This window comes from Phytohabitans sp. LZ39 (assembly GCF_059359075.1).
This window is the reverse complement of sequence record NZ_JCADBM010000044.1, coordinates 1-14,290: the sequence shown is the minus strand read 5'-3', so window position 1 is coordinate 14,290 and position 14,290 is coordinate 1. Positions and strand designations below refer to the sequence as shown.

Genomic DNA, 14,290 nt, shown 5'->3' with positions numbered 1-14,290 from the left:
GAACTTCGGCACGCCCCACAGCATCCCGTGTGGGGATGCTGTGGGAACGCAGCGTCACTAAGCCGACAGCGCGCGGATCGCCAGCGCCGCGTCGAGGGCGGCCACCGTGGCGGACCAGCCCTTGTCTTCGGCCGAGCCGGGCAGGCCGGCCCTGTCGCGGGCCTGCTCGATCGTGTTGACCGTGAGGACGCCGTGCGCGACCGGCGTCGACTCGTCGAGCGCGACCCGCGTCAAGCCCTCGGTGACCGAGTCGCACACGTAGTCGAAGTGGGCGGTGGCGCCGCGCACGACCACGCCGAGCGCGACCACCACGTCGCTTCGGCGGGCCAGCGCCTGCGCCACCACCGGCAGCTCGACCGAGCCGGCCACCCGGGCCACCACGATGTCGGCCACACCGCAGGCCTTGGCGGCCTCGATCGCGCGGGCCAGCATGTGGTCGGTCAGGTCACCGTGCCACCGGGCCGCGACGATCCCCACCGTCAGGCCGTGTGCGTCCACCGTGGACACACCCGGCTCTCCGAAACCAGCCATCAGGCGGCCCTTCCGACGAAACCGAAACCGACCAGGCTCACGCCGAACCCTCCACCACGTCTCCCAGGCCATCGAGGATGTGACCCATGCGGTCGCGCTTCGTACGCAGGTAGCGCACGTTTTCCGGGTGCGGCCGGATGGGCAGTGACTCCCGGCCCACGATGCGCAGCCCGTGGCCGGACAGCCCGGCGCGCTTGGCCGGGTTGTTGGTGAGCAGGCGCATCGAGCGCACGCCCAGGTCGTACAGGATCTGTGCGCCGGTGCCGTAGTCGCGCGCGTCGGCCGGCAGGCCCAGCTCCAGGTTGGCGTCCACCGTGTCCCGGCCGAGGTCCTGGAGCTCGTACGCCTGGAGCTTGTGCAGCAGCCCGATGCCCCGACCCTCGTGCCCGCGCATGTAGAGCACCACGCCGCGCCCTTCGGCGGCGACCCGGGCGAGGGCGGCCTCCAGCTGGGGGCCGCAGTCGCAGCGGAGCGAGCCGAACACGTCGCCGGTGAGGCACTCGGAGTGCGCCCGCACCAGCACGTCTTCGCCGTCGCCGATCTCGCCGTACACCAGCGCCACGTGCTCGGCCTCCGGGTCGAGCTCGGCCCGGTAGCCGACCGCCCGGAAGAGCCCGTGCGGCGTGGGGAGGCGGGCCTCGGCGACCCGTTCCACCTGGGTCTCGGTGCGGCGGCGGTAGGCGACCAGGTCGGCGATCGTGATGATCGTGATCCGGTGTTCCACCGCGAACTTCTCCAGGTCCGGCAGGCGCATCATCGTGCCGTCGTCGTTGACCAGCTCGCACAGCACGCCGGCCGGCCGCAGCCCGGCGAGCACCGCCAGGTCGACGGTGGCTTCGGTGTGGCCGGTGCGGCGGAGCACGCCACCGGTCTTGGCCCGCAGCGGCACCACGTGGCCGGGTCGGCTGAGCTGCGTGGCGTCGGTGGCGGGATCGGCGAGCAGCCGCACGGTGCGCGCCCGGTCGGCGGCCGAGATGCCGGTGCTCACGCCCTCGCGCGCGTCGACCGTCACCGTGTACGCGGTGCCCCTCTTGTCCTGGTTGACGTGGTACATCGGGGGCAGATCGAGACGGTCGGCGTCCGTCTCGGTGATCGGCGCGCAGACATACCCGGAGGTGTAGCGCACCATGAACGCCATCAGCTCCGGCGTGGCCAGCTCGGCCGCGAAGATGAGGTCGCCCTCGTTCTCCCGGTCCTCGTCGTCGACCACGATCACCGGTCGCCCCGCGCCGAACTCCGCGACGGCCTCCTCGATGGTGTTCATGCCTTCACCGCCAGGAGCTTCTCCACGTACTTGCCGATCACGTCGACCTCCAGGTTGACCAGGTCTCCGGCGCCTTTACGCCCGAGAGTGGTGAGCGCGAGTGTGGTGGGTATCAGGCTCACCGCGAACGTCGAGTCGTCCACCGTGACGACGGTCAGCGATACCCCGTCGACGGTGATCGACCCCTTTTCCACCACGTAACGGGAAAGACCCGGCGGAAGTTCGATCGAGACGTCTTCCCACCGATCTCCGGGCGTGCGGGACACGATCCGCCCGACCCCGTCGACGTGCCCCTGCACGAGGTGGCCGCCGAGGCGCGTGGCGAGTGTGGCCGCGCGTTCGAGGTTGACCGGGTCGCCGGGCGCGAGCGTGCCGAGCGCGCTGCGGTCGAAGGTCTCCTTCATCACGTCGACGGTGAAACCGTCGCCGCCGACCTCCACCACCGTCAGGCAGACGCCGTTGACCGCGATCGAGTCGCCCGGCGCGGCGTCCGCGGCCACGAGCGGGCCGCGCAGCGCGGCCACCCCGCCGTCGCCGTGCCAGTCGAGCCGGACCAGCTCCCCCAGCTCCTCGACAATCCCCGTGAACATGCTTAGCCCTCCCTCTTGCGCGGAATCGCGCTGAACCGCAGGTCCGGTCCGACCTGGGTGATCTCGGTGTAGTCCAGGTCGATGGCCTCGGCGATGGTGTGCACGCCCGCGTCGGCCAGCGCGGGCGATCCGGCGCCGAGAAGCTTCGGCGCCACGTATCCGATGATCTTGTCGATGAGGCCCGCGGCCAGGAAGCCGCCGGCCAGCGTCGGCCCGCCCTCCAGCAGGACCGCCCGGACGCCGCGGGCGTAGAGGCCGGTGAGCAGCGCGGCCAGGTCGACCCGCCCGTCCGGGCCGGTCCCCATCTCCGCGGCGGTCACCACCCAGGTGGGCGCGGCGCCATCGCGGACGCGGGCCTTCTCCGGGGTACGGCCGGCGGAGTCCACGACCACGCGCAGCGGCTGCTGGATGTTGAGGGTGCCGTCGCGCAGGTTTCGGGCGGTGAGCCGGGGATCGTCGGCGAGCACGGTGCCGACCCCCACGACGACCGCGTCGACGGTGGCGCGCAGCTTGTGCACGTCCATCCGGGCCGCCTCGGAGGTGATCCACATGCTGGTGCCGTCGATGGCGGCGGAGCGGCCGTCGAGCGTCGCCGCGTACTTCCAGATCACGTACGGCCAGCCCCGGCGCACGGCGGTCAGCCAGGCGATGTTGCCCGCCTCGGCCTCGCCCTCGCGCACGCCGGTGACCACGTCGACGCCGGCCTCGCGGAGCGTGTGCACGCCACCGCCGGCCAGCGGGTTGGGATCGGCGACGGCCACCACCACCTTGGCCACGCCAGCGCGGATGAGCGCGGTCGTGCAGGGACCGGTGCGGCCGGTGTGGTCGCAGGGCTCCAGCGTGACGACCGCGGTGCCGCCGCGTGCCCGCTCCCCCGCCTGTGCCAGCGCGACGATCTCGGCGTGCGGCCCGCCCGCGTACGCGTGGAAGCCCTCGCCCACGACCTTGCCCTCGCGGTCGAGGATGACGCAGCCGACGACAGGGTTGGGACTTGTGGTGCCGAGCCCGCGGGCGGCCAGCGCGATCGCGCGCCTCATCGCCTCGTCAACGCCCGTCATGCGCGTCCCTCTCCGATGCCTGCGAGTCGCGCAAGCAGGGAGACGGGGGTGGCGTGAGGGGCGGCAGTGGCCGGCAGCGTCGGTGAACCGACCCCGTCCAGGGGTGCCTCCGTCCCGCGCGCTAACTCCCATCCGGACTTTGACCGTCGGCCCTGGAGTCACACCAGGTCCACCGGCCGTTGGCTACGACCGGGTCGCGGGCTTTCCGGGCGTTACGCCCGGATCACCGCCGGTTCGGAATTTCACCGAGCCCCGCCAGCGCGTGGTGGGTTTACCCATCGAGTCTTACACCTTTGCCGGTGGGACGCACCACGGGACGCGGCCAACGTCACAGTCGCGCACGCTGAAAGGTCCAGTGGGACCGCTACTGGCTCTCGGCCTTGCGGCGGTCGACGGCGATGTAGGAGCCGGGCTGGTTTTTGGCGACCTTCTTCATCTCGGAGGCGACCGCGATGACCTCGCGCGGATCGGCGTACTTGCGGCCGGTCGCGGTGGACTGGGCCACGCCGATCGAGAGGGTGACCAGGTGGGCCTTGAGCAGGTTTCCCCGGCGGTCGGGCACCAGGACGTAGCCGCGCTTGGCGTGCTCGGCGTCGTAGAGCTCGTCGGCGGCCTGCTCGAAGTCGACCACGGCCTGCTGGGTGAGCGGCAGGATCTGGTCGGGGTGGCAGACGATCACGAAGTCGTCGCCGCCGATGTGGCCGAGGAACGCCGGTGGCAGGCCCGCCGAGACCACCGCGCGGTGCATGCTGCGGGCCAGCGCGGTGATGAACTCGTCGCCGCGCTCGAACCCGTACACGTCGTTGACGCTCTTGAACCGGTCGATGTCGACGTAGCCGACCGCGTAGTCGGTGCCGCTGCGCATGCGGTCGAGGATCTCGCGCCGCACGCGGGTGTTGCCGGGCAGGCCAGTGAGCGGCGAGACCTCGCGAAACTCCTGGTTGCGCCGGAGGGTGGAGCGGACCCGGGCGATCAGCTCCAGCGTGTCGAAGGGCTTGACCAGGTAGTCGTCGGCGCCGGCGGTCAGGCCGACCACCTTGTCGACGGTCATCCCCTTGGCCGTGAGCATGATCACAGGCAGCGCGGAGGTCATCGGGTTGGCCCGGAGGCGGCGGGTGAGCTCGAGCCCGTCCATGCGGGGCATCATCAGGTCGACCACGGCCAGGTCGGGGTGGCGCTTTTCGACCAGCTCGAGCGCCTCGTGACCGTCGCCGGCGAGCACCACCTCGAAGCCGTGGATCTTGAGGTTGACACTCACGAAGCGCGCGATGTCCTGGTCGTCGTCGACGACCAGGATCAGGTCGGGCCGCTCGACGGCCGGATCGGTGGTCATGGCTCCGTCATCGCCCTGGCGGCTATGCCGCGCAGCTTGCGCACCGCCTCGGCCGGGTCTTCGGCGCTGTAGACGGCGGTGCCGGCCACGAACGCGTCGGCGCCCGCCTCGGCCGCCTCGGCGATCGTGTCTTCGGCGATCCCGCCGTCGACCTCGATGCGCAGCTCCAGGTGGCCGGCGCGAGCGTGCCGCCGGGCGGCGGAGACCTTGTCGAGCATCGCCGGGATGAACTTCTGCCCGCCGAAGCCCGCCTTGATCGTCATGATCAGGAGCGTGTCGAAGTGGGGCAAGAGGTCCAGATAGGGCTCGACGGGCGTGTCGCGGTCGATCGCCAGCCCCGCCTTGGCGCCCGCCGCGCGCAGATCCTTCGCCAGCGAGATCGGGTTGTCCGACGCCTCGACGTGGAACGTCACGTTGTAGGCGCCCGCGTCCGCGTAGCCGGGCGCCCAGCGCGCCGGATCCTCGATCATCAGGTGCACGTCGAACGGGAGCGCGGTCGCCGCACGCAGGCTCTGCACCACCGGCAGGCCGATCGTCAGGTTGGGCACGAAATGGTTGTCCATCACGTCGACATGGACCCAGTCGGCGGCGTTTTCGACAGCACGGACCTCGTCGGCGAGGCGGGCGAAGTCGGCAGCGAGGATGCTCGGCGCGACGACCGGCGATGGTGCGCTCACCTCCGACAGTGTACGGAGCCGAGTCGCCCTGGCGCCCGCCCGGTACCGTATGCTGCGCCGGTCAAAACCCTGGGGAGGGTGAAAAAATGCGGCGCGTTTTGAGCGTGGCTGTTCTGGGCGGACTCGTGGCGACACTGCTCGCCGCATGCAGCAAACCGGCCGGTGTCGATGGCGACCTGGTCGACGACTGGAAGGCACAGCCCGAGGCGACATCCTTCGTGCCGGAGTCGGGCGTGTGCCACCTGTCGCTCCCCGACGAGCGGCTCATCTCCCGCACCGCGTACAACCCGATCGACTGCGCCACCGAGCACCACTACGAGACGGTGTTCGTCGGCGAGCTCACCGGCTCGGCCAAGGACGCGAGCGCGCCGCCCGACGCCGGGTCGGAGGGGGCGCGCAAGACCTTCGAGGAGTGCGACAAGAAGGTCACCGAGTACGTGGGTGCCGACTGGCGGGGCGGCCGCCTCGACATCTACATCTACTACCCGGCGAAGGCCGCCTGGGAGGGTGGCAGCCGCTGGTTCCGCTGCGACGTCACCGAGATCCAGTCGCTCGACTCCAACGAGATCAAGCGCCGCGCGGGCAACCTCAAAGACGTGCTCAAGGCCGCCGCGCCGATCGCCTTCGGCTGCTTCCGCGCCGTGCTCAGCGGCGACAACATCAACGCGATGAACGCGGTGGCCTGCGGCCAGGCACACGGCGCCGAGTTCGCCGGGGTCTGGGCCGCGCCGGAGAGCACGTACGCCGACTTCGAGAAAAACACCCAGCGCGCCCACGACGGCTGCCGCGGCGTGATCGCCAAGTGGGCGAAGATCCCCAACGACGGCAACCTCAAGTTCCGCACCGGCACGATCATCTACTTCCCCACCGAGGAAGAGTGGAACGACGGCGACCGCGGCGTGCAGTGCTTCGCGTGGATCAGCGACCAGAAGCTGCGTGGCTCCGGCAAGGGCGCCGGTCCCGGATACTTCCGCATCCGCTGAGGCCTGGTTTCGGGGGTCGGGCGGCTTCGGCCCTCCCGACCCCACATTTTTCTTGAGCTACCGCGACGTCCGCGGTGGTCCGGACCGCTGCTCCCGCGGCCTCACCCGTCCGCTGCCGGTCGCGCTCACCCCCTAGCGGGTCGAACTGCCCCGTCTGTGCGTCCAGGTCGACAGCCATCCCCGGGCCGGTGGCCCCGGGGTGGGGTGAGGTGTCCACGGACCCCCTTTGCTCTGCACCCACATAGGAGACAGTCGGAGTCGGCGTTGCGTCGTGGAAAGCACCCGGCGCGAGGCACGCGCTTTTCCTTGATCGGCGCGAGGGGGCAGGTCGCGCCAGCAGATCGTGGTATTTCTCGGCCCTTATGGGGGCAGTTGTGTACCACGATCCGTTGGCGGCGGGGTGGTTCTGGTATCGATCAAGGGATACGCCGCCCACACCCACTGCGGACGGAAGCGAAACGCACGCACCCGCACGCCCGAGGTAACGCGGCGTTACCTCCGAACGCGACGGGTTGAAGTAGCACCCCCTCGGCTTTCGCAGAAATGCCACGCAGTGCATAACCATGCGATCCATGCGCACCCCCGAGGCACCTCCACCGCCACCTATAGACCATTTGTCGCTTCTCTTGTCGCAGCAAGAGACACGTCAAGTGGATCTAGAACACTTATGGTCGAAGGGGCAACCACAAATGTTCTAGATCTACTTCCAGGCGATGCATAAATATCAACCCCCACCGAGGCCGGCCACCCCCCAGAGCCGCAGCCAGCGCGCGAAGCCCGAGCCGTGCCGTATGCCGTCGTCCACCCGAACGGGGAGCGGACCAGCGCCGGGGCCGCCACGAACCACGAACCCGCAACCATCAGACGGTGGCTGGCGGCCCCGGCGCTGGTCTGCTCGGCTCAGCTTGGACGACGGCATACGGCACGGCTCCCACCGCAACCACCCACCCAAGAACGTGAACCAAGCCGGGGACGGCCGGGCCGGAGCCCGAGGCCCCGCCGGAGGCGCCGAAGTAACCGCGACCGAAGCCCGAGTCAGCGGCCCGGCGATTGTGGGCAAAACGCCATAGCCGCCGGCACGGAGAGGGCGGTTTGAAGGGGGTAACCGCGACCAGCGGCGGACGGGTGAGGCCGCGGGAGCAACGGACCGCGACCACCGCGGACGCCGCGGTAGCCCAGATTTAAGAATGGCCGCGCCGCAGCAAGGCGAGGAACATCGCGTCGGTGCCGTGGCGGTGGGGCCACAGCTGGACGGTCGGGCCCGCGCCGAGCCCCGGCATCCCCGCTGGCAGAAACGGCCTGGCGTCGACGAGGTCGACCGGCAGGCCGCTGCGCCGGGCCGCCTCGGTGACCGTCACGTGGGTCTCGACGAGGTGGGGCGAGCAGGTCACGTAGGCGACCAGCCCGCCCGGCCGCACCGCGGTGAACGCCGCACGCAGCAGCTCGCGCTGGAGCCGCGTAAGCGGGGGCAGGTCGGAGGGCTGGCGGCGCCACCGTGACTCCGGGCGGCGGCGTAGCGAGCCGAGCCCGGTGCAGGGGGCGTCGACGAGGACGCGGTCGTAGGGCGGGTCGGGCAGCGGGTCGCGACCGTCCTGGTGCAGCACCGTCACGGGGAGGCCGCGGGTGGCCTGCTCGACGAGGCGGGCGCGGTGTTCGGCGACCTCGACGGCGGTCACCTCGGCGCCGCGCTCGGTGGCGAGGGAGCCGAGCAGGCCGGTCTTGCCGCCCGGGCCGGCGCACAGGTCGAGCCAGCGGGCGTCCGGGCCGTCGAGCGGTGCGTTGGTGAGCGCGGCGGCGACGAGCTGGGAGCCCTCGTCCTGCACGTGCGCCCGCCCCTCGACCACCGCGCGCAGGTCGCCGGGGGCGCCGCCGGGCAGGTAGACCGCGTAGGGCGAGAAGGCGCCCGGCGCGCCGCCCACCTCGTCGGCGAGCTCGACCGCGTCGGCGCGGCCGGGTCGGGCGCACAGGTGTACCGGCGGGCGCTGGTTGTCTTCAATCAGCAGGCGGGTGGTCTCGTCGAGGTCGCCGCCGAGCGCCTCGCCGAACGCCCGCACGATCCACTGTGGATGGGCGTCGGCGACGGCGAGGTGGGCGACCGGGTCCTCGTCGTACGGCGGCGCGACCTTGCCGATCCAGGCGTCGAGATCCTGGGTGGCGATCTCGCGGAGCACCGCGTTGGTGAAGCCGGTGGCGCCCGGCGCGACCGACCGCACCAGGTCGACGGTCGCCGAGACCGCGGCGTGCGCGGGCACGCGGGTGTGCAGCAGTTGGTACGCGCCGAGGCGCAGCGCGTCGCGGGCCGGCGGGTCGATCCGGGCGACCTCGCGCCCGGCCGCGGCCGCGACGATCATGTCGATGGTGCCTTCGTGGCGGAGCGTGCCGTAGGCGAGCTCAGTGGCGAACGCCGCGTCCCGCCCGTACAGGCGCAGGTCGCTCAGGATGGCCGGGAGCACCAGGTTGGCGTAGGCGCCGTCGCGGTGCACGGCGGCCACCGCCTCGTAGGCCGCCCGGCGGGGCAGGTCGGGGCGCACCGCCGCCCTCACGCGAACGCCTCCGCCGAGACGCGGGCGCCGCGGGCCCAGTCGAGAGCGGACATCGCCTTCTTGCCGGCCGGCCGCACCTCGCCCAGGGCTACCGGGTCGGTCGCCGTGCCCACCAGCACCCGGTCCTTTTCGACGAGGAGGTCGCCCGGTTGGAGCTCCGGGCCGTACCGCACCGGTCGGACCGGGCCGAGCTTGACGCGGTCGCCGCGGAACATGGTCCACGCGCCCGGCGCCGGCGTACAGGCGCGGACCCGCCGGTCGACCGCGAAGGCCGGCTCGCGCCAGCGCACCTCCGCGTCCTCCACCGTGATCTTGGGGGCGAGCGAGACCCCGTCGGCCGGCTGCGGCTCCGCGCGGGCCGAGCCCGCTTCGATCGCGTCGAGTACCGCCACCAGCAGGCCCGCCCCGGAGACGGCGAGCCGGTCGAGCAGGTCGCCGGCGGTGTCGGTGGGCTTGATCTCCTCGGTCAGCGTGCCGAACACCGGCCCGGTGTCCATGCCCGCCTCCAGCTGGAAGACGCTCGCGCCGGTGACCGTGTCGCCGTGCAGCACCGCGTGCTGCACCGGCGCGGCACCCCGCCAGGCCGGCAGGAGGGAGAAGTGCAGGTTGATCCAGCCGCGCTTGGGGATCTCCAGGGCGGCCGGCGGCACCAGCGCGCCGTAGGCCACGACCGGGACGCAGTCGGGCGCGATGTCGCGCAGCCGGGCCTGGAACTCCGGCTCGCGCGGGCGAGCCGGGGTGAGCACCTCGATGCCCCGCTCGTCGGCCCACGCGCCGGCCGGCGAGCGGACCAGGCGGCGGCCCCGACCGGCGGGCGCGTCGGGCCGGGTCACCACGGCGACGAGGTCATGGCCGGAGGCGGCGATCGCGTCCAGCGCGGGCAGCGTGACGGCCGGCGTGCCGGCGAATACCAGGCGCACCCGTCACCGACCCAGGCCGAATGGGCTGCTGGAGGCGTGCGGGCTCACCTTTACGGTGGGCGGGGCTCCCGCGTCGTACCACTCGGCGGCCCGGATCGCCTTCATCGCCTCCTTGCGCGCCTCGGTGTCGAGACGGTCGACGAAGAGCACGCCGTCGAGGTGGTCGGTCTCGTGCTGGACGCAGCGGGCCATCAGCTCGCTGCCGACGATCCGCACCGGGTCGCCGTACATGTTGAAGCCCTGCGCCACCACGTTGAGCCGGCGCTTGGTGTCGAAGTAGAGGCCGGGGATGGACAGGCACCCCTCCTGCCCCTCCTGCTCCTCGTCGTCCGGGAAGCTGAGCACCGGGTTGACCAGGTGGCCGAGCACGTCGTCGACGTCGAACGTGAACACCCGCAGCCCCACGCCGAGCTGCGGCGCGGCCAGCCCCACCCCGCTCGCCTCCTGCATCGTCTCGGTCAGGTCGGCGACGAGCCGCCGCAGCTCCGCGTCGAAGTCGACGACCGGCTCGGCGGGCGTCCTGAGCACGGGGTCGCCGAACACTCGGATGGGCTGGACGGTCACAGCGGGGCTCCTTGCACGGGCTTGTCGCGACGCGACGAGCGAAAAAGAGGTGGCATACCAGTCTACGGAGTCGGTTGTGCGGCGCGTCGCAACCGGGCGTTCATCCGGCGCACCTAGCGTCCGCGCTCATGCGACAGATCGCCATCCGGGCGGCGGCGGCCACCGGGGCCACCGCGCTCGCGCTCGGCCTCCTCGGCTCCCCCACCCCGGCTCACGACCATGACGACGTACGCACGCCCACGCTCACCGGGTTCGCGTCGCTGCCGGCGCAGACGTACGTGCCGGCCAGCGATCCCTCCGGCGCGGCGCTCGGCACCGCGCCCATCAACGGCGTGGTGCCGCCCTTCGCGGACCAGCCGGTACAGGGCTTCTCCGGCATCGTGCGGGGCGGCGGGGGCGCGTACGAGGTGCTCTCCGACAACGGCTTCGGCACGAAGGCCAACAGCGCCGACTACGCGCTGCGGGTGCAGCGGCTCGCCCCGGTCTTCCGCACCGGCGCGATCGACGTGCTCGGCGGCTTCCACCTGACCGACCCGAACGGCAAGGTGCCCTTCCCGCTGACCCGCGCCGACCGCGTACTCACCGGCTCGGACTTCGACGTGGAGTCGATCACGCGGGCGGTCGACGGCACGTACTGGATCGGCGACGAGTTCGGCCCGTTCCTGCTGCATTTCGACCGCACCGGCCGGCTGCTCTCCGCGCCCGTCTCGCTGCCCGGCGTGTTCGCGCCGGAAAACCCGTTCCTGGCCGGCGGCACGCCCAACCTGGCCGGCAGCAAGGGCTTCGAGGGCATGGCCATCTCGCCCGACGGCCGCTACCTGTACCCGCTGCTGGAGGGGACGGTGACCGGCGACCCGGCCGGCGCGCTGCGGATGTACGAGTTCGACCTGCGGGCCGGCGCGTACACGGGCAAGCGCTGGACCTACCAGCTGGACGCCCCGGCCCACGCGATCGGCGACGCGATCACGGTCGACGCCAACCGCTTCCTGATCATCGAGCGCGACGGCGGGCAGGGCGACGCCGCGCTGGTCAAGAAGATCTACCTGGCCGACCGCCGCGACCGCGACAACGACGGCAAGCTCGACAAGACGCTGGTGGTCGACCTGCTCAACATCGCCAACCCGAAGGGCCTGGGCGGTTTCGGTCCGGTGTTCCGCTTCCCGTTCACGACGATCGAAGACGTGATCATCCTGGACGAGAAGACCATCGCCGTCCTGAACGACAACAACTACCCGTCGTCGTCCGGCCGCACGCCCGGCCAGCCCGACAACAACGAGTTCATCACGGTCCGCCTCCCGAAGTCCCTCCACCCGGACCCCCGCGCCCTGCGCTGACCTTTCCCGCGGCGGCGACCGCCGGTGTGGGAAGGCCGCTCAGCCGTCTCCGGCCGGGGCCCAGGCTCCGGCCGGAGACCCGACGCCCGGGCGCAAAGGGTGAGCGCGACCAACGGCGGACGGGTGAGGCCGCGGGAGCAGCGGTCCGGACCACGACGGACATCGCGGTAGCTCAAATCCTTTGGACTCGGAAAGATCTACAGGAGGTCCAGCGGATCTACCTGGATGCGCACCGGCTGGGCGGCCTTCTTCGCGGCGCGCACCCCCGCCGCCTCGTGCAGGGCCTTGGCGAGCGCGGCCTGGTGTGCGCGGCGCACCCGGACCAGCATCCGCTCCTGGCCCTGCGGCGCGGGCACCGGGCCGAGCAGCTCGGCGCCAACGGGCAGGCGGGCGGTGGCGAGGAGGTCGGCGACCGCCTCGGGGGTGCCGGTGAGGCTGGCCATCCGGGCGGCGGGTGGGAAGCCCAGCTCGCGGCGTTCGGTCAGCTCGCGGGAGGCGTACCAGGGCGAGTCCCAGCGGATGAGCGCCTGGACCGTGGGCAGTGAGCCGTCGGCGGCGACCACCACGCGGCCGGCGGGGCGGGCGAGGGCGGCGGCGTTCATCCAGCGGCGGAGGGTTTCCTCGCTCGCGCGCAGGTCGGCGCGGGTGAGCAGCGCCCACGTATCGAGGAGCAGCACGGCGCCGTACCCGCCGGTGGCGACCGGCTCGGCGCCCGGCGTGGCCACCACGACGGCCGCCTCGTCGGGCACGGCGGCCAGCACCTCGTCGCGGCCGGACGTCCGGATCGGCACGCCGGGGAACGCGCGGCCCAGCTCCTCGGCGGTGCGCCGGGCGCCGACGACGGCCGCGCGGAGGCGGCGGCCGCCGCAGCTGGGGCAGGCGTAGGCGGCGGCGACGCGGCCACACCACTGGCAGCCGGGCACCGCGTGCGAGGAGCGGAGGGCCAGCGGGCCGGAGCAGTGCGGGCAGCGTGCGGGGGTGCGGCAGTCGGCGCACGCCATCGACGGCAGGTAGCCGCGCCGGGGCACCTGCACCAGCACCGGCGCGCCGCCCCGGAGCGCGGCCTTGGCGGCCTCCCAGGCCACGCTGGGCAGACGCGCCGTCGCGGCCGCACCGTCGCGGGCCATGTGCGGGTCGTCGCCGGTGGGGCTGATCGAGGGGGTACGGGCCCGCGCGTTCTCCCGCGGCGCCACGATCTCCTTGGCCCAGCCGGTCTCGAGCAGGAGCTGTGCCTCGCCGGTCCGGGCGTACCCGCCGAGCAGCGCCGCCGCGCCGGCGAGCTGGGCGCGGGTGAGCAGCACCTCGCGGGCGTGCGGGTAGGGCGCGCGCGGCTCGGCGTGCAGGTCGTCGCCGTCGTCCCAGAGCGCGACGAGCCCCAGGTCGGGCACCGGCGCGAACATCGCCGCCCGGGTGCCCACCACCACCGGCACCTGGCCGCGACTGGCGGCGAGGAACGCCCGGTAGCGCTTGGCCGGCCCGAGCGCGGCGGAGAGCGCGACGTGCCGTCCGGGGCCGAGCACGGCGGTGAGCGCGGCGTCGAGGCGGTCGAGGTCGCGGGCGTCGGCGACGACGGCGACCGCGCCGCGGCCGGCACGCACGGTGGCCGCGGCGGCCTCGGCGAAGCGGGCCGGCCAGTCTTCGCCGGGCAGTGCCGACCAGACCGCGCGGGCCGGGCGCCCTTCGCCGAGGGCGGTGAGGAAGCCGGCGGCGCCGTAGGCCTCCCATCCGCCACTCTCGAACGCGATGTCCGTAATGTCCGGCGGGTCGGCGGGCGGGGCCTGCTCCACCCGCGCGTGGCGGGGCGGCACGGCCAGGCGCAGGACGTCGGCGAGGTTGCCGGCGTACCGGTCGGCGACGGCCCGGGCCAGCCGCGCCACCTCCGGCGTCAGCACGACCTCGGGTGAGACGAGCTTCTCCACGTAGAGGAGCTTGTCCAGCGAGGACTCCTCCACCCGCTCCAGCAGCCAGCCGTCGACGAGCTGGCCGGAGAAGCGCACCTTCACCCGCGTGCCCGGCTGGGCGCCCTCGTCGAGCGCGGCCGGCACGAGGTAGTCGAACGGCCGGTCGAGGTGCGCCAACGGCACGTCGACGCAAACGCGAGCGACCGGCAACCGTGTGGCCGGCTGCCGGTCGCTCGTCGGTTTGCGGGAAGTCACCGCGCCATTCTGCCGCCCTTCACGCTCCGGCGGCGGACTTGAGGTCGGCGGCGCGGTCCGTGTTCTCCCAGGTCAGCTCGGGCAGCTCGCGGCCGAAGTGGCCGTAGGCGGCGGTCTGCTGGTAGATCGGGCGGAGCAGGTCGAGGTCGCGGATGATGGCGGCGGGGCGCAGGTCGAACACCTCGCTGATCGCCTTCTCGATCCGGTCGACCGGCACGTTTTCGGTGCCGAACGTCTCCACGAACAGGCTCACCGGCTGGGCCTTGCCGATCGCGTACGCGACCTGCGTCTCGACCCGCTCGGCCAGACCCGCGGCGACAACGTTCTTGGCCACCCA

13 protein-coding genes and 1 riboswitch are annotated in these 14,290 nt (G+C 72.6%); of the genes, 2 read left to right on the top strand and 11 right to left on the bottom strand.

Annotation, left to right across the window (positions count from 1 at the left end; all coding sequences use genetic code 11):
• Nucleotides 1-57: 57 nt before the first annotated feature.
• The 6 genes from ribH to rpe form a co-directional block, all read right to left on the bottom strand.
• Nucleotides 58-531, bottom strand: coding sequence for a 6,7-dimethyl-8-ribityllumazine synthase (gene ribH, locus AC5L36_RS44405; protein ID WP_441225039.1), 474 nt, complete (start codon nt 529-531; stop codon nt 58-60).
• 37 nt (nt 532-568) lie between these two features.
• Entirely contained in the window at nt 569-1,795 is a 1,227-nt protein-coding gene (locus tag AC5L36_RS44400) for a bifunctional 3,4-dihydroxy-2-butanone-4-phosphate synthase/GTP cyclohydrolase II (RefSeq protein ID WP_441225037.1), read from the bottom strand.
• The gene (locus tag AC5L36_RS44395) at nt 1,792-2,385 is read right to left on the bottom strand and encodes a riboflavin synthase (RefSeq protein WP_441225035.1); all 594 of its coding nucleotides are present in this window, start codon (nt 2,383-2,385) and stop codon (nt 1,792-1,794) included. Before AC5L36_RS44395 ends, AC5L36_RS44400 begins: the two co-directional genes overlap by 4 nt.
• Before the next feature lie 2 nt (nt 2,386-2,387).
• Complete coding sequence (ribD, locus tag AC5L36_RS44390; protein ID WP_441225033.1) at nt 2,388-3,443, bottom strand: bifunctional diaminohydroxyphosphoribosylaminopyrimidine deaminase/5-amino-6-(5-phosphoribosylamino)uracil reductase RibD; 1,056 nt, start codon at nt 3,441-3,443, stop codon at nt 2,388-2,390.
• Nucleotides 3,444-3,559: 116 nt separating this feature from the next.
• A riboswitch (FMN riboswitch) is annotated at nt 3,560-3,707 on the bottom strand.
• A 100-nt stretch (nt 3,708-3,807) separates the two neighbouring features.
• The gene (locus tag AC5L36_RS44385) at nt 3,808-4,776 is read right to left on the bottom strand and encodes a response regulator (RefSeq protein WP_441225032.1); all 969 of its coding nucleotides are present in this window, start codon (nt 4,774-4,776) and stop codon (nt 3,808-3,810) included.
• Nucleotides 4,773-5,453 carry a ribulose-phosphate 3-epimerase gene (gene rpe, locus AC5L36_RS44380; RefSeq protein WP_441225030.1) on the bottom strand — a complete coding sequence of 227 codons (681 nt, stop codon included), beginning with the start codon at nt 5,451-5,453 and terminating at the stop codon, nt 4,773-4,775. Before rpe ends, AC5L36_RS44385 begins: the two co-directional genes overlap by 4 nt.
• 86 nt (nt 5,454-5,539) lie before the next feature.
• On the opposite strand from rpe, the gene AC5L36_RS44375 reads away from it, so the two are divergent.
• Nucleotides 5,540-6,436 carry a septum formation family protein gene (locus AC5L36_RS44375; protein WP_441225028.1) on the top strand — a complete coding sequence of 299 codons (897 nt, stop codon included), beginning with the start codon at nt 5,540-5,542 and terminating at the stop codon, nt 6,434-6,436.
• A 1,181-nt stretch (nt 6,437-7,617) separates the two neighbouring features.
• Here the strand turns inward: AC5L36_RS44375 and AC5L36_RS44370 are convergent.
• Genes AC5L36_RS44370 through def form a run of 3 tightly spaced genes read right to left on the bottom strand, consistent with a single transcriptional unit; the run spans nt 7,618 to nt 10,463 of the window.
• Complete coding sequence (locus AC5L36_RS44370) at nt 7,618-9,018, bottom strand: RsmB/NOP family class I SAM-dependent RNA methyltransferase (protein ID WP_441225071.1); 1,401 nt, start codon at nt 9,016-9,018, stop codon at nt 7,618-7,620.
• A complete protein-coding gene (fmt, locus tag AC5L36_RS44365; RefSeq protein ID WP_441225026.1) occupies nt 8,976-9,899 on the bottom strand; it encodes a methionyl-tRNA formyltransferase in 924 nt (307 codons plus the stop codon). The genes AC5L36_RS44370 and fmt overlap by 43 nt, the downstream gene beginning before the upstream one ends.
• A gap of 3 nt (nt 9,900-9,902) precedes the next feature.
• Nucleotides 9,903-10,463: a peptide deformylase gene (gene def / locus AC5L36_RS44360; RefSeq protein ID WP_441225024.1), complete on the bottom strand. Its 561-nt coding sequence runs from the start codon at nt 10,461-10,463 to the stop codon at nt 9,903-9,905.
• Between the two features lie 128 nt (nt 10,464-10,591).
• Here def and AC5L36_RS44355 point away from each other — a divergent pair, with 128 nt between their 5' ends.
• On the top strand, nt 10,592-11,797 hold the full coding sequence (locus tag AC5L36_RS44355) for an esterase-like activity of phytase family protein (RefSeq protein ID WP_441225022.1): 1,206 nt from the start codon (nt 10,592-10,594) through the stop codon (nt 11,795-11,797).
• A 197-nt stretch (nt 11,798-11,994) separates the two neighbouring features.
• Here the strand turns inward: AC5L36_RS44355 and AC5L36_RS44350 are convergent, their stop codons facing one another.
• On the bottom strand, nt 11,995-13,908 hold the full coding sequence (locus AC5L36_RS44350; protein ID WP_441225069.1) for a primosomal protein N': 1,914 nt from the start codon (nt 13,906-13,908) through the stop codon (nt 11,995-11,997).
• Between the two features lie 64 nt (nt 13,909-13,972).
• Nucleotides 13,973-14,290: methionine adenosyltransferase domain-containing protein (locus AC5L36_RS44345; protein WP_441225021.1), on the bottom strand; the 318-nt coding region annotated here is incomplete at its 5' end.

Excerpts from the sequence above, each read along its gene's own strand:
- ribH (WP_441225039.1), bottom strand. The coding sequence starts at position 531 with ATGGCTGGTTTCGGAGAGCCGGGTGTGTCCACGGTGGACGCACACGGC.
- AC5L36_RS44400 (WP_441225037.1), bottom strand. The coding sequence starts at position 1,795 with ATGAACACCATCGAGGAGGCCGTCGCGGAGTTCGGCGCGGGGCGACCG.
- AC5L36_RS44395 (WP_441225035.1), bottom strand. The coding sequence starts at position 2,385 with ATGTTCACGGGGATTGTCGAGGAGCTGGGGGAGCTGGTCCGGCTCGAC.
- ribD (WP_441225033.1), bottom strand. The coding sequence starts at position 3,443 with ATGACGGGCGTTGACGAGGCGATGAGGCGCGCGATCGCGCTGGCCGCC.
- AC5L36_RS44385 (WP_441225032.1), bottom strand. The coding sequence starts at position 4,776 with ATGACCACCGATCCGGCCGTCGAGCGGCCCGACCTGATCCTGGTCGTC.
- AC5L36_RS44375 (WP_441225028.1), top strand. The coding sequence starts at position 5,540 with ATGCGGCGCGTTTTGAGCGTGGCTGTTCTGGGCGGACTCGTGGCGACA.
- AC5L36_RS44355 (WP_441225022.1), top strand. The coding sequence starts at position 10,592 with ATGCGACAGATCGCCATCCGGGCGGCGGCGGCCACCGGGGCCACCGCG.